Origin of the sequence: Microbacterium sp. AZCO, assembly GCF_039614715.1 — a bacterium.
GTDB lineage: Bacteria > Actinomycetota > Actinomycetes > Actinomycetales > Microbacteriaceae > Microbacterium.
In genome coordinates, this window is the sequence record NZ_CP154857.1 from 68,540 (window position 1) to 86,883 (window position 18,344).

Consider the following 18,344-nt stretch of genomic DNA (forward strand, 5'->3'; position numbering starts at 1 on the left):
GGGTATGGACACCACGACGAACGGACTCGACACGCTCGCGGGGAGCCGCGAGATCGGCTCGCCCGACGACATGGAGCGATTCGGTGCTGAGATCGGGAGGATGCTGCGCCCCGGCGACATCCTGGTCCTGACCGGGCCGCTCGGCGCGGGCAAGACGACCCTGACGCGCGGGATCGCCGCCGGCCTGGGCGTGCGCGGGCCCGTGCAGAGCCCGACCTTCGTCATCGCCCGCACCCACCCGTCGCTCGTCGGCGGTGCGCCGCTCGTGCATGTCGACGCCTACCGCCTCGGCTCCGCCGCGGAACTGGACGACCTCGACATCGACTTCGACACGTCGGTGGTCGTCGTCGAGTGGGGTCGCGGACTCGTCGACGCGATCGCCGACTCGTGGTGGGAGCTCGAGCTCGACCGCGAGTGGGGCGGCACGGGCCTCGATTCCGCCTGCGGCACGAGCGGCCCCGCCGCTGCGGAGATGGATGCCGCGGCCCCGCGTCTCGTGACCCTCACGCACCGCCCGTAAGCGGCGGACACGACCTCCGACGTGAGCGCCGACTAGCCTGGAGGGCGTGATCCTCGGCATCGACACGTCCCTCGGCTCGGCCGTCGCGGTCGTCGAGCACGACGGCGTCGTACGGTCGCAGCGCGAGAGCAGCGACCCCCGCGGGCACGCCGAGGTGATCGGCTCGCTCATCGCCGACGCGCTGGCAGAGGCATCCATCCGACCCTCCGACGTGACGCATGTCGCCGCGGGCATGGGACCGGGCCCCTTCACGGGACTCCGGGTCGGCATTGCGGCGGCGCGCGCGTTCGCCCTCGGACGGGGCGTGCCAGTCGTGCCGGTCGTGAGCCACGACGCCGTCGCGCTCGAGCTGCTGCTGCACGCGGCGCTCACGGGCGGCCGGGACGACACGGACGACGAGGCGTTCGCCGTCGTGACCGACGCACGCCGGCGCGAGTTCGCATACACGGTCTATCGGGGCATCGACGACGACGGACTGCCGGTCCGCGTGTCCGAGCCGGCTCTCGCTCCGCGCGACGACCTCGACGCGATCCTCGCCGAGCGGGCGGTCCTGCGCCGCGACGCCGACCGCATCCCGGCCGCGATCCTCGCCCTCGCCGCGGGGCGCGCCCTTTCTGCGGGCCGCACGATCGGCCCCGCGGACGCCCTCTACCTGCGCTCGCCCGATGTCACGCCGTCGGCGGGGCCGAAGCGGGTGACGGCATGACCCTGCGCCGTGCGACGCCCGACGACCTCGGCGCCATCATGACGCTCGAGCGCGCCTCGTTCCCGACGGATGCGTGGTCGGACGCCATGATGCGTGAAGAGCTCGCCTCGCGCCACGGCTACTACGTCGTGCTCGAGGAGGCCGGGCGGCTGCTGGGCTACGGCGGGCTGCGGGCGCCGAAGGGATCGAGGGATGCCGACGTCCAGACGATCGCCATCGCGGAGGCCGCTCGTGGCCGGGGCCGCGGACGCGCGCTCCTCGAGGCGCTGCTCACGGAGGCATCCGCCCGCGGCGTGCAGGAGGTCTTCCTCGAGGTGCGCGCCGACAACCCCGTCGCGCACGCGCTCTACGTCTCGGAGGGCTTCGCCGACGTCGGACGCCGCCCGCGGTACTACCAGCCGGACGACGTCGACGCGGTCGTGATGCGTCTCGACGTGCGCGCATGGGCGGCGCACCGGACCGTCGATCCGGACGATGCGGGGGTGTGCACGTGACCCTCGGACAGGCGCACGCGCAGGCGCAGGCGCAGGCGCCGGCGGAGGCGCGCGCGCAGCCGCTCGTGCTCGGCATCGAGACGAGCTGCGACGAGACGGGCATCGGCATCGTGCGCGGCCGCACGCTCCTCAGCAACACCATCGCGAGCAGCATGGACGAGCACGCCCGCTACGGCGGCGTCGTGCCCGAGGTCGCGGCCCGCGCCCACCTCGAGGCGCTGCAGCCCTCGATCGAGGCGGCGCTCGCCGAGTCGGGCGTCACGCTCGCCGACATCGATGCCGTGGCCGTCACCTCCGGGCCGGGTCTCGCCGGCGCGCTCATGGTCGGCGTCGGCGCCGCGAAGGCGCTCGCCGTGTCGCTCGACGCGCCGCTCTACGCCGTGAACCACCTCGTCGGGCACATCGCCGCCGACATCCTCGACTCCGACGCGCCCCCGCTCGAGTACCCGACGGTCGCCCTCCTCGTGAGCGGCGGACACACGTCGCTGCTCCTCGTGCGCGACCTCACGACCGACGTCGAACTGCTCGGCGAGACGATGGACGACGCCGCCGGCGAGGCCTTCGACAAGGTCGCCCGCATCCTCGGTCTGCCGTACCCGGGCGGACCGCAGATCGACCGCGCGGCGGCGGACGGCGACCCGAAGGCCATCCCGTTCCCCCGGGGACTCTCGCGGGCGTCCGACATGGCGGCGCACCGCTACGACTTCTCGTTCTCGGGGCTCAAGACCGCCGTCGCACGGTGGATCGAGCAGCGTCAGGCGGCGGGGGAGACCGTTCCCGTCGCGGATGTCGCCGCCTCCTTCCGCGAGGCGGTGGTCGATGTGCTCGTGACGAAGGCGCTCGCCGCCTGCAAGGACCATGGGGTCCCGCGCCTCCTCCTCGGCGGCGGCGTCATCGCCAACAAGCGCCTGCGCGACGTGGCGATCGAGAGGGCGGATGCCGCGGGCGTGACCGTGCGGATCCCGCCGCTGTCGCTGTGCACCGACAACGGCGCGATGATCGCGGCGCTCGCGTCCGAGCTCATCATGTCGGGACGACCGCCCTCGACGCTCGCCTTCGGGGCCGACTCGACGCTGCCCGTCACGGAGATCCAGGTCGCGGGGGCCGTGTGAGCGACGGCGAGTCCCCGCGCGAGCGACCGGCTGCTCGGGATGCCGGCGCGCCGGGCACGCCGGTGGGGCCGGGGACGCCGACCGGGCCGGGCATGCCCTCCCCGCCGGGCACGCCGACGGGGTCGGGCACGCCGACGGCGCCGGGCACGCCGCTCGGGCCGGCCACGCCGGAGCTCGGTCCGGTGTCGTCGGAGTCGGTGCTGCCCGGCGGCCATCGTGGCGGCTTCCAGCGCCTGCCGACGGGGCCCGTCGAGATCACGTCGCAGTCCGCTCCCGCGGAGCCCGACGGGGAGCAGCCCGAGATCCTCTGGGCGATGCCGGAGCCGCAGGCGCCGCAGCGCGGCGTCGGCGCGTGGGCGCTCGTCTTCTCGATCCTCGGCCTCGTCGTGTCGCTCTTCGTCGGGTGGGGGTTCCCCCTCGGCCTCGCGGGCATCGTCGCCGGCATCCTGGCACTCCGCCGTCCGCTCGAGAGCCGCGCCGTCGCCGTCTGGGCGATCGCCCTGGGCGGGCTGTCGCTCCTCTACAGCGCGGGGTGGCTCCTCTTCGCCGCGACGAGCGCGGGCCTCATCGGCTGACCCTGGCCGATCAGGCGGCAGCGACGCGGTCGGCCAGCAGCGCCACGCGGCGGCTGCCGAGACGCGTCATGATGAGCGTCGCCGACTCGTCCCCGCGCAGTGCGAGCGCCTTCCGCAGAGTCGACGGGTCGATGTCGACGCCGCGCTTCTTGATCTCGAGCCGGCCGATGCCGCGCTCGCGGAGCGCCCTGGCGAGCTTCTTCGTATCGGCGGGAAGCTCCTCGCGCACGCGGAACGAGGCGACGAAGGGCGACGTCAGCGCCGAGTCCGACGTCAGATAGGCGATGTGCTCGTCGAGCATCCCCGCGTCGAGCGACCGGGCGACGTCGCCGATGAGCCGCGCGCGGATGATCGCGCCGTCGGGCTCGTGCACGTAGGCGCCGAGCTCGCGCACCGGCTCGTCCTCGGCATCCCCCTCCGCCGTCAGCTCCGCCGCCGCGTCGCCGCGCACGACGAGCGCGGCCCGCCGCACCCCGGGCCGGGCCAGCGCGCCCGACCAAAGCACGAGCTCGATCGTCGACCCATCGGCGCTGACCCACTGCGCCTCGGCGTTGTCGGGGATGAGCGCGCGGTCGAGCGCGGGCCCGAGTTTGACGCCGGTGGGATGCCGCGACGCGAGGTCGAACACCCAGTCGAGCGACGGCGACCAGTCCTCGGGGCGGGTGCGGGTGGTCTCGCTGTGTCCCGCCGTCCGCCGCGCCGGATCAAGCCAGAACGCATCCACGTCGGGGAGGTCGACCTCCTCCGCCCGAGCGCACAGCACCGTGGCGTCCTCGCCGAACGGCGCGAGGTTGTACGCGGCGATGGCGGCCGTGACCTCGTCGGCGTCGACGGCGACGACCCGCAGCCCGAGCGCGGCGAGCCCCAGGGCGTCGCCCCCGATGCCGCATCCGAGGTCGGCGACCGTCGAGACGCCGGCATCCCGGAACCGCGCGGCGTGCCGCCCCGCGATCGAGAGCCGCGTCGCCTGCTCGAGGCCCGCGCGCGTGAACAGCATGCGGTCGGCGAAGGGCCCGAACTTCGCCTGCGCGCGCACGCGCAGGCGCGCCTGGCCGACGACGGCCGACACGAGGTCGGGCGAGTGGCCCGCCGCGCGCAGCCGCGAGACCGTCCGCGCGACATCGGCGGCCGCCTCGACCGCGGGCAGCTCATCGAGCAGCCGCAGGCCCTCGGGGGTCAGCAGCGCCGTCAGCTCGGCCAGGTCCATCGGGCCAGGGTAGTGCCGTATGACGCTGATTGGCACTCACGTTGCATGAGTGCCAGCCCGCCGCCTAGACTGGATCAGCACTCGCCACCTGCGAGTGCTAACGAGTCTTGAAGTCTCAAGGAAAGCAGAGGTAGACCCGTGTCGGTTTCCATCAAGCCGCTCGAGGACCGCATCGTCATCAAGCAGGTCGAGGCCGAGCAGACCACCTCGAGTGGCCTCGTCATCCCCGACACCGCCAAGGAGAAGCCCCAGGAGGGCGAGGTCGTGGCGGTGGGCCCCGGCCGCATCGACGACAACGGCAACCGCGTCCCGCTCGACGTCGCCGTCGGCGACCGCGTGATCTACAGCAAGTACGGCGGCACCGAGGTCAAGTTCGGCGGAGACGACTTCCTCGTCCTGTCGGCTCGCGACGTGCTCGCGGTCGTCGTCCGCTGAGGACTGCTCTTTCTGGAAGGACCCGGATGCTTCGGCATCCGGGTCCTTCCGCTTTGCGCGGGTGGCAGGAATCCACCGCTGGTCGGCAGGGGAGGGATGCCGCGCCCGGCCGGAGCCCCCGCGCACGGTTCTAGGCTGGTGAAGTGACCCCCGAGCCCTCCCGCGAGACCGCCCTGGGTGGGGTGTACGCCTTCACCGCGTACGTCATGTGGGGCTTCCTGCCCCTCTACTTCCTGCTGCTCGCGCCGACGGGCCCGTTCGAGGTCGTCGCATGGCGCATCCTGCTCTCGCTCGTCTTCTGCGCCCTCCTGCTGACGGTCACGCGGACGTGGCCGAAGCTCATCGCGATCCTGCGCAACCGCCGGCTCGTGGTGTGGACGATGGTGGCGGGCGCCCTCATCTACGTCAACTGGCAGGTCTTCCTCATCGCGACCCTCACGGGGCACGTGGTCGAGACGAGCCTCGGATACTTCATCAACCCGATCGTGACGGTGCTGCTGGGTGTGGCGGTGCTGCACGAGCGGCTGCGCATCACTCAGTGGGTCGCGCTCGGGATCGCGGCATCCGCCGTCATCGTGATCATGGTGGGCTATCAGTCGTTCCCCTGGATCGCGCTGTCCCTCGCCTTCAGCTTCGGCCTCTACGGCCTCGTGAAGAAGCAGATCGGCCCCTCGGTGGACGCGATCAGCGGCCTCACCCTCGAGTCGCTGTGGCTCACCCCGATCGCCGTCATCCAGCTCATCGTCGTCGCCGCGACGGCGGGGCTCTCGATGGGCCAGGGCACGCCGCTGCACACGGTGCTCCTGAGCCTCGCGGGCGTCGTCACGGCCGTGCCGCTCCTCCTCTTCGCCGCCGGCGCGCGCCGCGCGCCCTTGACGCTCATCGGCATCCTGCAGTTCGCGGCGCCGATCCTGCAGTTCGTCATCGGCGTGTGGCTGCTTGGCGAGCCGATGCCGCCCGAGCGCTGGATCGGCTTCGCGCTCGTCTGGGTCGCGCTCATCCTCCTGACCGTCGACTCGGTCGTCGCGGCTCGCCGCGCCCGCACCTCGCGCGTCGTCGAGGATGCGCCGTCCGACGTCGCCGAGCTGACCTGACCCCTCGCCGCAGCGTCGGAGATCTGCGCGCCGTCGGATGCCTCACGGCGTGTCGGTCCGACGTTGCGAGGATCTCGCACCGCGTGGTGCGTCCGCAGGCCGAGCGGGCGCACGCGTCGAGCCGACCCCAAACGCGGAGCGGGCGCACCGCGCGGAGCGGGCTCAGCGCACGAGGCGCGCGATCGCCTGAGTCGCCTCGGCGATCTTCGCGTCGGCCTCTGGGCCGCCGAGCCGCGCCGCATCGACGACGCAGTGCCGCAGGTGGTCGTCGAGGAGGCCGATCGCGACCGCCTCGAGCGCCGACGTCAGCGCGCTGATCTGCGTGAGGATGTCGATGCAGTACTTCTCGTCCTCCACCATCTTGTGGATGCCGCGCGCCTGGCCCTCGATGCGCTTGAGGCGGTTGAGGTACTTGTCCTTGTCGGTGATGTACCCGTGGGGGGCCGAGTGGTCGTGCGCCGTGGACGGCGTCTCTGCGAGGGTCATCGTGTCTCCTTCACGGAGTCGTCCGCGTGGCTGCGGAAGCGACGGAGCAGCAGGCTGTTGCCGACGACGAAGGCGCTCGAGAACGCCATCGCCGCGCCGGCGATCATGGGGTCGAGCAGGCCGAGCGCCGCGAGCGGGATCGCCGCCACGTTGTAGGCGAAGGCCCAGAAGAGGTTGATGCGGATCGTGCGCAGAGTCGCGCGCGACAGGCGGATGGCGTCGCCCGTGCTGCGCAGGTCGCCGCGCACGAGGGTCAGGTCGGAGGCTTCGATCGCGGCATCCGTCCCCGTCCCCATCGCGAGTCCGAGATCGGCCTGGGCGAGTGCGGCCGCATCGTTGACGCCGTCGCCGACCATCGCGACCGAGCGATCCTCCGCCTGGAGTCCGCGCACGACGGCCACCTTCTCGGCGGGGAGCACGCCCGCGACGACGCGGTCGATGCCAACCTCCGCGGCGACGCGCTGTGCCACGGACTCGTTGTCGCCGGTCAGGAGCACCGGCTGCAGGCCGAGTCCGCGCAGCTGTGCGACGGCCGCGGCGCTCGTCGGCTTCACGCCGTCGGCGACCGCGAGGAGCCCCCGCACCTCGCCGTCCCACGCGACCGCGACGGTCGTACGCCCGTCGGCTTCGAGTCGACGCGCGGCGGCGTCCAGCTCGGAGTCGAGAGAGAGGGCCCAGTCCGCGAGAAGCGCGGTGCGACCCACCACCACGGCGTGACCCTCCACCACTCCCGAGACGCCGGCGCCCGCGAGGCTCTCGAACGACTCCGGCACCGGGAGGGTTCCCTGCGCGGCAGCCGCCCGGGCGACGGCCTGGGCGACGGGATGCTCCGACGCGTGCTCGATCGCACCCGCGAGCCGCAGCAACTCGGCGCGATCGACTCCCGGCGCGGGCACGATGTCGGCCAGCGACATCCGCCCGGTCGTCACGGTGCCGGTCTTGTCGAGCACGACGGTGTCGACGGCGCGGGTCGATTCGAGCACCTCGGGCCCGCGGATCAGGATGCCGAGCTGGGCACCGCGGCCCGTGCCGACGAGCAGGGCGATGGGGGTGGCGAGCCCGAGGGCGCACGGGCACGCGATGATGAGCACCGCGACGGCGGCGCCGAACGCGGCCTCGGGTGTCGCGCCGAGCGCGAGCCAGACGACCAGCGTGACGACGGCGATCCCGATGACGGCCGGGACGAAGACCGACGAGATGCGGTCGGCGAGCCGCTGCACGTTCGACTTCCCCGACTGCGCCTCCTCGACGAGCCGGGCCATGCGGGCGAGCTGCGTGTCGGCGCCCACCCGCGTCGCGCGGACGACGAGGCGTCCGCCCGCGTTGACGGTCGCGCCGACGACGGCGTCACCCGGTGCGACCTCGACGGGCACCGACTCTCCCGTCACGGTCGACACGTCCACCGCGGAGGTGCCCGACACGACGAGCCCGTCGGTGGCGATCTTCTCGCCGGGTCGCACGACGAACTCGTCGCCGACCCGCAGCTGATCGATGGGCATGCGCACCTCGATCGGCGCCCTCGACACCAGGTCCTCCCGAAGGACGGCGACGTCCTTCGCGCCGAGCTCGAGCAGCGCCCGCAGCGCCGCGCCCGCCTGCCGCTTGGAGCGCACCTCGAAGTAGCGCCCTGCGAGCACGAACATCGTCACACCCGCGGCGACCTCGAGGTAGGTGTGTCCCATGCCGCCGGAGAGCAGCGCGTAGACCGACCACCCGTATGCGGCGGTGACGCCGATGGAGATGAGGGTGTCCATCGTCACGGCGCCGTGCCGCAGGTTGACCCACGTCGCCTGGTGGAACGGCCACGCCGCCCAGGTGACGACCGGCGTCGCGAGCGCGAGTGCGACCCACTCCCAGCCGGCGAACTGGAGCGCCGGGATCATCGAGAGCAGGATCACCGGCACTGCGAGGACGATGGATGCCACCAGCCGCCGCTGCAGGGAGGCGAGCTCGGGCTCGGCGTGATGAGCGTGCTCGTGCTCGTGCACCGGCTGGGGGAGTGCGGCGCCGTAGCCGGTCTTCTCCACTTCCGCGATGAGCGTGCGGGCCTCGAGGCCCGCGGGCGCGACGACGTGCGCGCGCTCGGTCGCGAAGTTGACGGATGCCTCGACGCCGTCGAGGCGGTTGAGCCGCTTCTCGACGCGCGCCGCGCAGGAGGCGCACGTCATGCCCGAGATCTCGAGCTCGATGGTCTTCTCGCTCACGCCACCCGCACCGCCTCATAGCCCGCTTCGTCGACCGCCGCGATGACGGCCTCATCGGAGACGTCGGCAGCGGAGCGCACGACGAGCCGGCCCCATGCGGCGCTGACCTCGACGGCCTCGACGCCGGTCAGCGCGGAGACCTCACGCCGCACGCTGGCCTCGCAGTGGCCGCAGCTCATGCCCGTCACGCGGTACTCGTTCGTCGTCATGTGCATTCTCCTTCGTCCGATACCCCTAGGGGGTACCCGTCCTCAACGGTATACCCAGTCGGGGTATTCCGGGGCCGACGGAGACCTCTCCACAGCGTTACAAACCGTTAACGAAAGGCAATACACAAGAGACCGGCGCCCGATTAGGTTTATGGAACTGGGGCGGCGCCCGAGCCGTGCCCGCATCCATCCACAGCAAGGAGCAATATGAGCGTCTTCACTCGCTCGCGTAAGGCCGGGGTCCTCGGCGCCATCGCGATCGCCGGCGCGAGCGCCCTCATTCTCGCCGGATGCTCCGGCGGCGGATCGGGTTCGTCGTCGAGCGCTGCACCGGCCGAGAACGTCGATCTCAGCCTCAAGATCGGCACGATCCTTCCCCAGACGGGAACCCTCGCCTTCCTCGGCCCGCCCGAGGAGGCCGGTGTCGGCCTCGCCGCTCAGGACATCAACGACGCCAAGGTCGGCCTCACGATTCCTGACGTCATCTGGGGCGACTCGGGAGACACCGACAACAAGGCGTACGCGACCACCATCCAGAAGCTCATCTCGGAAGGCGTGTCCGCCGCCATCGGCGCCGCGTCCTCGGGTGTCACGAAGCTCTTCCTCGACGACGCGGTTGCGGCGGGCATCATCACCTTCTCGCCGGCCAACACGTCGTTGGACTTCACCAACTGGGACGACAACAACCTCTACTGGCGCACGGCTCCGTCCGACACGCTCCAGGGCGAGGTCCTCGGCAACCTCGTCGCCGAGGACGGCCACGAGAACGTCGCGGTGCTCTACCAGAACGACTCCTACGGCACGGGCCTCAACAAGGTGTTCCAGGACACCTTCACGGGCGCGGGCGGCAAGATCGTCGAGCAGCAGTCGTACAACACGGGTGACACGACCTTCGACGCGCAGATCAGCGCGATCCTGGCGTCGAACCCCGACGCGATCGTCCTGATCACGTTCGACGAGATCTACACGATCGGTCCGGCGCTCATCGCCGCGGGCTACCCGGCGAAGGACCTGTACCTGGTCGACGGCAACCTGAAGAACTTCGGTTCGGATGAGAAGTGGCCCAAGGGCGTGAGCATGGAGGGCGCGAAGGGCACCACGCCCGCCGGCCCGACGACGCCGAAGGACTTCCAGGAGCGCCTCAACACGTACTGGACGGGTGAGGGCAACTCGGCTCTGACGGACTTCTCGTACTCCAACGAGTCGTACGACGCCGTCGTGCTCCTCGCGCTCGCCTCGCTCGCGGCCAACTCGACCGACCCGACCGACATCGCCAGCAAGCTGCAGGAAGTCTCGGGCGGCACGGGTGACGGCAAGAAGTGCACGTCGTTCAAGGAGTGCGCCGACATCATCCTGAGCGGTGGCACGGCGGACTACGACGGCTACTCCGGCCCGATCACGTTCGACGAGCACGGCGACCCGACCGAGGCCACCATCGGTGTCTTCCAGTACGGAGCCGACAACCTCAACAAGCGCATCGACCAGTAAGGCGACTCGCAGCGAAGGGCCCCGGAGCGATCCGGGGCCCTTTCGCGTGCCGTCGTCGTCACGCGGATGCGGGCACGGAAGAAGAGGAGTGGATGCCGGCGGCATCCACTCCTCTTCTTCTTCTGGTCCGGCTCGGTCAGACCCCGTCGGCGCCCAGGCTGCCGAGGTAGAGGCCGATCACCTTGGGGTCGTTGAGCAGCTCGCGGCCCGTGCCCTCGTAGGCGTCGCGGCCCTGGTCGAGGACGTAGCCGCGATCGCAGATCTGCAGGCAGCGGCGCGCGTTCTGCTCCACCATGATCGTCGTGACGCCCGCCTTGTTGATGTCGGAGACGCGGATGAACGCGTCGTCCTGGCGCACGGGGCTGAGGCCGGCGGACGGCTCGTCGAGCAGCAGCACGGAGGGCTCCATCATGAGCGCACGCGACATCGCCACCATCTGGCGCTCACCGCCCGAGAGCGAGCCCGCGCGCTGCTTGAGCCGCTTGCCCAACTCGGCGAAGATGCCGGTCACGAAGTCGAGTCGCTCGGCGTAGCGCTTGGGGTTCTGGTAGAGCCCCATCTGCAGGTTCTCCTCGATCGTGAGCGACGGGAAGACGTTGTTCGTCTGGGGGACGAAGCCCACGCCGCGCTGCACGAGCTTGTCGGACTTCAGCCCGACGACGCTCTCGCCGTCGACCGTGATGTCGCCGCCGCGCACCTTCACCATGCCGAAGATCGCCTTGAGCAGCGTCGACTTTCCGGCGCCGTTGGGGCCGATGATGCCGATGAGCTCGCCCTTGTGGGCGACCAGGTTGGCGCCGTTGATGATGTTGATGCCGGGGAGGTAGCCGGCGGTGAGGTCGGTGACGTTGACGACGACCTCGTCGCTCAGCGTGCGTCCCGGCGCAGGCCCGCTCACCGGGGTGGTCGAAGGATCGGTCACTTGTTCTCCTCCTCGGCCTCTGCGATGGACGCGGCTTCTTCGTCCTTGATCTCCTCGAGCAGCTCGAGGGCGGACGTGTCGAGCTCGCCCGCGATGCGGCCCGTCACGACGCCGAGGTCGACGTCCTGGTGGCTGCCGAGGTACGCGTCGACGACGGCCTGATCCTGCATGACGGTGTCGGGCGGCCCTTCGGCGACGACCCGGCCTTCGGCCATGACGACGACCCAGTCGGCGATGTGGCGCACCATGTGCATGTCGTGCTCGACGAAGAGCACCGTCATGCCGAGGTCCTTCAGGTCGAGGATGTGATCGAGCAGCGACTCGGTGAGGGCCGGGTTCACGCCGGCCATCGGCTCGTCGAGCATGACGAGCGTCGGGTCGCTCATGAGGGCGCGCGCCATCTCGAGGAGCTTGCGCTGTCCCCCGGAGAGCGAGGCCGCGTAGTCGTCGGCCTTGGCGTCCAGCTTGAACCGCTTGAGCAGCTCCATCGCCTTGTCCTCGATGTCGCTGTCCTGCTTGCGCCAGACCGCCGGGATGATGCTGGCCCAGAGGCTCTCGCCCTTCTGGGCGGTCGCGCCGAGCTTCATGTTCTCGAGCACCGTCAGCAGCGACAGCGCCTTCGTGAGCTGGAACGTGCGCACCTGGCCCATGCGGGCCACCTTGAACGAAGGGACGCCGCTGATCTGCTGGCCGTCGAACGTCCACGATCCCGAGTTGGGCTTGTCGAAGCCGCACAGCAGGTTGAACAGCGTCGTCTTGCCGGCGCCGTTCGGACCGATGAGCGCGGTGATGGCGTTGCGCGGAATCTCGAGGTGCTCGACATCGACGGCTGTCAGACCGCCGAAGCGGCGGGTGACGTTGTCGACGACGAGGAGGGGGTCGACTTTCGCGACGCCGGGGACGCCCTCGCCCTTGGCGAGTCCCGTCGTCTTGGGGCGACGGATGCTTCCCGTCGTCGGCGTGGGTTCTGAGGCGCTACTTGACAAAGGTCAGCTCCCTCTTGTTTCCGAAGATGCCCTGGGGGCGGAAGATCACGATCAGCATCAGCGCGACGCCGACGAGGATGAAGCGCAGCGTGCCCGCCTGCTGGCTCGACATGGCCGACAGGATCGGGATGTCGGACTGGGCGAGAGCCGGCAGCACGTTGTCGAGGAAGCCCATGATGACCCAGAAGATCACCGAGCCGACGACGGGTCCGAAGACGGTGGCCGCTCCGCCGAGGAGCAGGATCGTCCAGATGAAGAACGTCAGGGACGTCGTGTAGGTCGCGGGGACGACGGCCGAAGGCAGCGCGAACACGACGCCGCCGAGGGCGCCGAAGACGCCGCCGATGATGAGCGCCTGCATCTTGTACGAGAAGACGTTCTTGCCGAGCGAGCGCACGGCGTCCTCGTCCTCGCGGATGCCCTTCAGCACACGACCCCACGGGCTGCGCATGAGCGCCCACACGAGGTAGACCGCGATGCCGAGGAGGATGATGCCGAAGACGCGCACCCACAGCTGATCCTGGGTCCACGTCCACGGGCCGAAGCCGTAGGTGCCCTCGGGGAAGGGGTTCGCCGCGCGGAAGCCCGCGTGATACCCGCCGAGGCCGTCCGCCGAGTTCGTGAAGTCGTCGAACAGCTGTGTCGTGAGCAGCAATCGCACGATCTCGGCCGCCGCGATCGTCACGATGGCGAGATAATCCGCTCTCAGACGCAGGGTCGGGATGCCGAGGATCACGGCGAAGATCGCCGCGGCGATGCATCCGATGATGATGCCGAGCCACCAGGGCAGGTTGAAGCTCAGGATCGAGATGGCGTAGCCGTAGGCGCCGAGCGCCATGAAGCCGGCCATACCGAAGTTCAGCAGGCCCGTGTAGCCGAAGTGCACGGCCAGACCGGTTGCGGCGAGCGCGTACGCGATCGTCTCCGGGCTGAAGATCCAGTAGGCCGTGTTGTTGAGAATCTGTCCCCAATCCATGGCCTCAGCCCAACCTCTCCTTGCGCCCGAGAATGCCCTGCGGCCTCACGAGCAGAATGATGATCAGCACGGCGAGGGCCCCGACGTACTTCATGTCCGACGGGATCCACAGCGTCGAGACCTCGACGAGGATGCCCACGATCAGCGAGCCGATGAGGGCTCCGAACGCCGTGCCGAGACCGCCCAGGGTCACGGCGGCGAAGATCAGCAGCAGCACCTGGCCGCCCATGTCCCACTTGACGCCGGGGCGGAAGTACGCCCACAGGACGCCCGCGATGGCGGCGAGTGCGGCGGCGAGGATCCAGACGATGCGGATGACGCGATCGACGTTGATGCCCGATGCGGCGGCGAGCCCCGGGTTGTCGCTGATCGCCCGCGTCGCCTTGCCGATGCGCGTGCGCAGCAGCCAGTACGCGACCGCGATGAGCAGGACGATGCTCGTCGCCATCGAGACGACGTCGATCCACGACAGCGAGATGGGGCCGATGTGGATGTCGCGCGGGGCACCGGCATCCGGAAGCTGGTACGTGCCGCCGCCGATGAAGAACTGGTACGTGTAGCGCAGCGCGAGCGAGAGGCCGATGCTGACGATCATGAGCTGGACGAGACCCAGCCCTTTTCGTCTCAAGGGTTTCCAGAGGCCCGCATCGAGCGTCCAGCCGAGCCCACCTCCCAGCACCACGACGAGCGGGAGCACGAGCCACATGGGCCATGCCAGCCACACGCCGAAGATGAGGGCCACGATGGCGCCGAACGTCAGCATCTCGCCGTGGGCGAAGTTGCTGAGGCCCGTCGTGCCGTAGATGAGCGAGACGCCGATCGAGGCGAGTGCGAGGAGGAGGCCGAAGTTGAGGCCGTTGACCAGCCGGTCGAGCAGCTGGTCCCAGAGGGATGCCACCTGCCGGACGCCCTCGCCGAGGAAGAGGTTGATGATCTTCGTGTTGGTGAGGCCGAACTCCACCTTCTGCGAGGCGGAGTCTCCCGCGACGATCACCCCCTTGGGGAGCGTCGACTCGTCGACCGTGAGCGTGTACTCGCCCTTCTCGGGCACGTACAGGCGCCACTTGCCCTCGGCGTCCGTCGTGGTCTGAGCCTTGAAGCCGTTCCCCTCGACGGAGACGGCGACGTCCTCGAGGGGCTTGTTCTGATACGTGATGACGCCGGCGAAGTAGAAGTTCGTCTTCTCCTGGTCATCGCCGGGCGCGGCATGCGCGCCGCCGGCGCCCATGAAGACCATGGCCGCGGCGAGGAGCACGCCGATGAGCGCGGCCAGCCACGGAGCGGCGCGCCGCATTGCGGTAGTCGTAGGACCCACAGAACCTCCCAGTACGGCACAGCGCACGCCGAAGCTTCCGGGTCGCATCGGCCGTGATGAACGACGCTATGAGCCTAATGTGTCAGCGGTGTTTCGCTCAGGAACCGCTGTGGATACGTGATGCAATCGCGACTCCGCGTCGTCGGCACCCGCCCTCGGGAATGTTTCCCAGGCGCGCTCGCTTAGAATCGAGTACGGCGCGTTACCCTGCGCACCGGCCGTCGTCGTCCACATTCGAGCAACGCGCCGCGCGCGCAGGAGAACCCATGGAGCACAACGACCCCTTCGGCTTCGTCGGACTCACGTACGACGACGTCCTGCTGCTGCCCGGGCACACGGACGTCATCCCGAGCGAGGCCGACACGTCGTCCCGCCTGACGCGACGCATCACCGTCGCGACGCCGCTCCTGTCCAGCGCGATGGACACGGTGACCGAGGCCCGCATGGCCATCGCGATCGCCCGCGAGGGCGGGATCGGCATCCTGCATCGCAATCTGTCGATCGAGGAGCAGGCCGCGCAGGTCGACCGCGTCAAGCGCAGCGAGTCGGGCATGATCACCGACCCGATCACGACGACGCCCGAGGCGACGATCGACGAGGTCGACGACCTGTGCGCCAAGTACCGCATCTCGGGCCTTCCGGTCGTCGACCCCGAGGGTCGCCTCGTCGGCATCATCACGAACCGCGACATGCGGTTCGTCTCCGGCTTCGAGCGGACGACGACCCACGTCAAGGACGTCATGACGAGCGAGGGCCTCGTCACGGGCAAGGTCGGCATCGGCGCCAACGAGGTCATCGCCCTCTTCGCGCAGCACCGCGTCGAGAAGCTCCCGCTCATCGACGACGCGGGCAAGCTCGCCGGCCTCATCACGATCAAGGACTTCGACAAGAGCGAGAAGTACCCCCTCGCGACGAAGGACGACCAGGGTCGCCTGCGCGTCGGCGCCGCCATCGGCTTCTTCGGCGACGCGTGGCAGCGTGCCGAGGCGCTCCGCGACGCGGGTGTCGACGTGCTCGTCGTCGACACGGCCAACGGCCAGTCCGCGGGCGTGATCGAGATCGTGCTCCGGCTCAAGTCCGACCCCACCTTCGACCACATCGACGTCATCGGCGGCAACGTCGCGACCCGCGAGGGCGCGCAGGCCCTCATCGACGCGGGAGTGGATGCCGTCAAGGTCGGCGTCGGCCCGGGCTCGATCTGCACGACGCGCGTCGTCGCGGGCGTCGGCGTGCCCCAGGTCACGGCGGTGTACGAGGCATCCCTCGCCGCTCGCGAAGCGGGCATCCCCGTGATCGCGGACGGCGGCCTGCAGTACTCGGGCGACATCGCGAAGGCGCTCGTCGCCGGCGCCGACACCGTCATGATCGGCTCGCTCTTCGCCGGCACCGACGAGAGCCCGGGCGAGATCGTGTTCGTCGGCGGCAAGCAGTTCAAGCAGTACCGGGGCATGGGCTCGCTCGGCGCGATGCAGACGCGGGGCAAGAAGACCTCGTACTCGAAGGACCGCTACTTCCAGGCCGACGTGCCTTCGGACGACAAGCTGATCCCGGAGGGCATCGAGGGCCAGGTCGCCTACCGCGGTCCGGTCGGCGCCGTCGCCTACCAGCTCATCGGCGGCCTCCGTCAGTCGATGTTCTACGTCGGCGCGCGCACGATCGACGAGCTCAAGGCCAAGGGCAGGTTCGTCCGCATCACGGCCGCGGGGCTCAAGGAGTCGCACCCGCACGACGTGCAGATCGTGGTCGAGGCGCCGAACTACAAGCGCTGAGTCGCGGGCGGGCCGACGAAGCTCGGAGTTTCGGACGAACTTCGGAGCTTCCGCGGCCGAGGATCCGGACTTCGCGAAGAGCTCCGACGTTCGTTCGTGGCTCGGCGGCGCACCGTCTCCTCGACAGAGGCCGCGCGCCGGCATCCGTCCACAGACTCGCCTGCGGCGATCGGCGCTGCGGCGCGCACCGCGGATGATCGCGGGATGAAAGCTCTGCCCTCGATCGGCGATTGGCTGCGCTCCAGGAGTGGCATCGCGCATCGCGAAGCACTCCTCCGCGCCGGGTTTCCGATCGTCGGGCTGCGCGCATTCGTCCGCGAGGGATGCGCCGATATGATCCGGCGGGCCTGGATCGCTCTGCCGACGGCCGATGCGGACCTGGTCCTCGCCGCCCGGGCGGGCGGCCGGGTGACGTGCGTATCGCTCGCCCGGCGCCGGGGGTGGTGGATGCCGCCGGGCATCGGAGACGAGCCGCACCTGCATCTCGACCCCGGCGCGGGTTCTGCTCGTCTGGGCGAGGACTGGAGCGGCGTGCTGCATTGGACGCAGCCGCTCGCACAGGCCCCGGGCCGCGTGCTCGAGGGCACGATCGAGGACTCGCTTGCGCACATCGCCCTGTGTCAGCCGCATGACATCGCCCGGGTGCTCTGGGAGTCGGCGGCTCGCACGGAGGGACTCGCGCCCGAATACCTGCGGAGCGTGCGATGGCGTGGTCCGGCCGCACGCGAGCTCGCGAACGAGGTGAATGGACTGTCCGACTCGGGCCTCGAGACACTTGTCGTCGTCCCTCTGGCGCGCTGGGGAATCCGCGTGCGGCAGCAGGTGAAGATCGCGGGCCGACTCGTCGACCTGCTCGTCGGCGAGCGTCTCGTCCTCCAGATCGACGGATTCGAGTTCCACTCCACGAGCGCCGCCCGCACTCGTGATCTGGCGCAGGACGCGGAGCTGAGGCTGCGCGGCTACACCGTGCTGCGCTTCAGCTATGCCCAGATCGTGCATGATTGGCCCACGGTCGAGTCGACGATCCGTCGCGCTCTGGCCATCGGGCTGCACGGTGAACGGTGAGGTGCTCACCGACTTCGGACATTCGCGCGAGCTTCGGAGCCTCTTCGACCCGTCCCTCCGACCTTCGCGCTGATCTCCGAACTTCGTCGAGCCGGCCGGCGAAGAACGAGCGCCGGCGGGCGCGGGCTCGCTAGCCTGAGCGGGTGATCCGGCGCAGGCACCATCCGTTGGCGACGGAGTCGACCCGTCGGCTCGAGGCGTTCACCGACGGCGTCTTCGCGATCGCGGCGACCCTGCTCGTGCTCGACCTCACGAGTCACGCGCTCGGCGAAGTCGGCTCCGATTCCGCGATGTGGTCCGCGCTCGGCGGGATGTGGCCGCTCTTCCTCAACTTCGTGCTGAGCTTCGGGCTCCTGTGCCTGCTGTGGATGATCCACGTCGAGCAGTTCGAGCACATCGCGCGGGTCGATGCGGTGGTGCTCTGGCTCAACAACGCGCGGCTGCTCTTCATCGTGCTCGTGCCGTTCGCGACGGGGTTGATGACGGAGTATTCGGATTGGCTCGCGGGGCGACTGGCGATGCCCGTCGTCTTCTTCTTCGCGATCTTCACGAGCTGGCTGCAGTACCTGTGGGTGCTGCGTCACCGCGACGTCATGCTGCCCGATCTCAGCGACGAGGAGGCCCGGCTCTCCGGACGGAGCTCGCTCAGCGCCCTCGTCATCGCCGCCCTCGTGGTGGTGGCGGCGCCGTTCATCGGGTCGTTCGCCTTCCTGCTCTTCTTCCTCGACGCGCCCTTCACGCGTCTCCTCCGCGGGCGCACCCGGGTGGGGCCCGCCTGACT

General features: G+C 70.1%; 19 protein-coding genes. 11 read left to right on the plus strand and 8 right to left on the minus strand.

Going from position 1 to position 18,344, the window contains the following annotated elements; translation table 11 throughout:
• Positions 1–4 precede the first annotated feature (4 nt).
• The 5 genes from tsaE to AAIB33_RS00365 all read left to right on the plus strand — a co-directional run bounded on the left by tsaE (position 5) and on the right by AAIB33_RS00365 (position 3,407).
• A complete protein-coding gene (gene tsaE / locus AAIB33_RS00345) occupies positions 5–520 on the plus strand; it encodes a tRNA (adenosine(37)-N6)-threonylcarbamoyltransferase complex ATPase subunit type 1 TsaE (RefSeq protein ID WP_345803474.1) in 516 nt (171 codons plus the stop codon).
• 46 nt (positions 521–566) lie between these two features.
• The gene (tsaB, locus tag AAIB33_RS00350; RefSeq protein ID WP_345801584.1) at positions 567–1,226 is read left to right on the plus strand and encodes a tRNA (adenosine(37)-N6)-threonylcarbamoyltransferase complex dimerization subunit type 1 TsaB; all 660 of its coding nucleotides are present in this window, start codon (positions 567–569) and stop codon (positions 1,224–1,226) included.
• Positions 1,223–1,720: a ribosomal protein S18-alanine N-acetyltransferase gene (rimI, locus tag AAIB33_RS00355; RefSeq protein ID WP_345801585.1), complete on the plus strand. Its 498-nt coding sequence runs from the start codon at positions 1,223–1,225 to the stop codon at positions 1,718–1,720. Before tsaB ends, rimI begins: the two co-directional genes overlap by 4 nt.
• Positions 1,717–2,832 (plus strand): tRNA (adenosine(37)-N6)-threonylcarbamoyltransferase complex transferase subunit TsaD, encoded by a 1,116-nt coding sequence (gene tsaD, locus AAIB33_RS00360; protein WP_345801586.1) that lies wholly within the window; start codon positions 1,717–1,719, stop codon positions 2,830–2,832. The genes rimI and tsaD overlap by 4 nt, the downstream gene beginning before the upstream one ends.
• A gap of 92 nt (positions 2,833–2,924) precedes the next feature.
• The gene (locus AAIB33_RS00365) at positions 2,925–3,407 is read left to right on the plus strand and encodes a hypothetical protein (protein WP_345801587.1); all 483 of its coding nucleotides are present in this window, start codon (positions 2,925–2,927) and stop codon (positions 3,405–3,407) included.
• Positions 3,408–3,417: 10 nt separating this feature from the next.
• On the opposite strand, the gene AAIB33_RS00370 is transcribed toward AAIB33_RS00365, so the two are convergent.
• A complete protein-coding gene (locus tag AAIB33_RS00370; protein WP_345801588.1) occupies positions 3,418–4,614 on the minus strand; it encodes a class I SAM-dependent methyltransferase in 1,197 nt (398 codons plus the stop codon).
• A gap of 138 nt (positions 4,615–4,752) precedes the next feature.
• On the opposite strand from AAIB33_RS00370, the gene groES reads away from it, so the two are divergent.
• Complete coding sequence (groES, locus tag AAIB33_RS00375; RefSeq protein ID WP_345801589.1) at positions 4,753–5,049, plus strand: co-chaperone GroES; 297 nt, start codon at positions 4,753–4,755, stop codon at positions 5,047–5,049.
• Positions 5,050–5,192: 143 nt separating this feature from the next.
• Positions 5,193–6,143: an EamA family transporter RarD gene (gene rarD, locus AAIB33_RS00380; protein WP_345801590.1), complete on the plus strand. Its 951-nt coding sequence runs from the start codon at positions 5,193–5,195 to the stop codon at positions 6,141–6,143.
• 162 nt (positions 6,144–6,305) lie between these two features.
• Here rarD and AAIB33_RS00385 read toward each other — a convergent pair whose 3' ends face one another.
• From AAIB33_RS00385 to AAIB33_RS00395, 3 genes are read right to left on the minus strand one after another with little or no spacing between them, the layout of a single operon-like run.
• Positions 6,306–6,629, minus strand: a complete 324-nt coding sequence (locus AAIB33_RS00385) for a metal-sensitive transcriptional regulator (protein WP_345801591.1) — start codon at positions 6,627–6,629, stop codon at positions 6,306–6,308.
• On the minus strand, positions 6,626–8,833 hold the full coding sequence (locus AAIB33_RS00390; RefSeq protein ID WP_345801592.1) for a heavy metal translocating P-type ATPase: 2,208 nt from the start codon (positions 8,831–8,833) through the stop codon (positions 6,626–6,628). The genes AAIB33_RS00385 and AAIB33_RS00390 overlap by 4 nt, the downstream gene beginning before the upstream one ends.
• Positions 8,830–9,042 (minus strand): heavy-metal-associated domain-containing protein, encoded by a 213-nt coding sequence (locus tag AAIB33_RS00395; protein WP_345801593.1) that lies wholly within the window; start codon positions 9,040–9,042, stop codon positions 8,830–8,832. Before AAIB33_RS00395 ends, AAIB33_RS00390 begins: the two co-directional genes overlap by 4 nt.
• 207 nt (positions 9,043–9,249) lie before the next feature.
• Here AAIB33_RS00395 and AAIB33_RS00400 point away from each other — a divergent pair, with 207 nt between their 5' ends.
• Positions 9,250–10,530, plus strand: coding sequence for an ABC transporter substrate-binding protein (locus AAIB33_RS00400; RefSeq protein WP_345801594.1), 1,281 nt, complete (start codon positions 9,250–9,252; stop codon positions 10,528–10,530).
• A gap of 136 nt (positions 10,531–10,666) precedes the next feature.
• Here AAIB33_RS00400 and AAIB33_RS00405 read toward each other — a convergent pair whose 3' ends face one another.
• The 4 genes from AAIB33_RS00405 to AAIB33_RS00420 are packed head-to-tail and all read right to left on the minus strand — an operon-like array spanning position 10,667 to position 14,708.
• The gene (locus AAIB33_RS00405) at positions 10,667–11,401 is read right to left on the minus strand and encodes an ABC transporter ATP-binding protein (protein ID WP_345803475.1); all 735 of its coding nucleotides are present in this window, start codon (positions 11,399–11,401) and stop codon (positions 10,667–10,669) included.
• 47 nt (positions 11,402–11,448) lie between these two features.
• Positions 11,449–12,396: an ABC transporter ATP-binding protein gene (locus AAIB33_RS00410; protein WP_345803476.1), complete on the minus strand. Its 948-nt coding sequence runs from the start codon at positions 12,394–12,396 to the stop codon at positions 11,449–11,451.
• Between the two features lie 31 nt (positions 12,397–12,427).
• Entirely contained in the window at positions 12,428–13,414 is a 987-nt protein-coding gene (locus AAIB33_RS00415) for a branched-chain amino acid ABC transporter permease (RefSeq protein ID WP_345801595.1), read from the minus strand.
• A 4-nt stretch (positions 13,415–13,418) separates the two neighbouring features.
• Positions 13,419–14,708: a branched-chain amino acid ABC transporter permease gene (locus AAIB33_RS00420; RefSeq protein WP_345801596.1), complete on the minus strand. Its 1,290-nt coding sequence runs from the start codon at positions 14,706–14,708 to the stop codon at positions 13,419–13,421.
• Between the two features lie 287 nt (positions 14,709–14,995).
• On the opposite strand from AAIB33_RS00420, the gene guaB reads away from it, so the two are divergent.
• The 3 genes from guaB (at position 14,996) to AAIB33_RS00435 (ending at position 18,342) form a co-directional block, all read left to right on the plus strand.
• Entirely contained in the window at positions 14,996–16,498 is a 1,503-nt protein-coding gene (guaB, locus tag AAIB33_RS00425; protein ID WP_345801597.1) for an IMP dehydrogenase, read from the plus strand.
• Between the two features lie 204 nt (positions 16,499–16,702).
• Positions 16,703–17,563: a DUF559 domain-containing protein gene (locus AAIB33_RS00430; protein ID WP_345801598.1), complete on the plus strand. Its 861-nt coding sequence runs from the start codon at positions 16,703–16,705 to the stop codon at positions 17,561–17,563.
• A 143-nt stretch (positions 17,564–17,706) separates the two neighbouring features.
• The gene (locus tag AAIB33_RS00435) at positions 17,707–18,342 is read left to right on the plus strand and encodes a TMEM175 family protein (RefSeq protein ID WP_345801599.1); all 636 of its coding nucleotides are present in this window, start codon (positions 17,707–17,709) and stop codon (positions 18,340–18,342) included.
• Positions 18,343–18,344 lie beyond the last annotated feature (2 nt).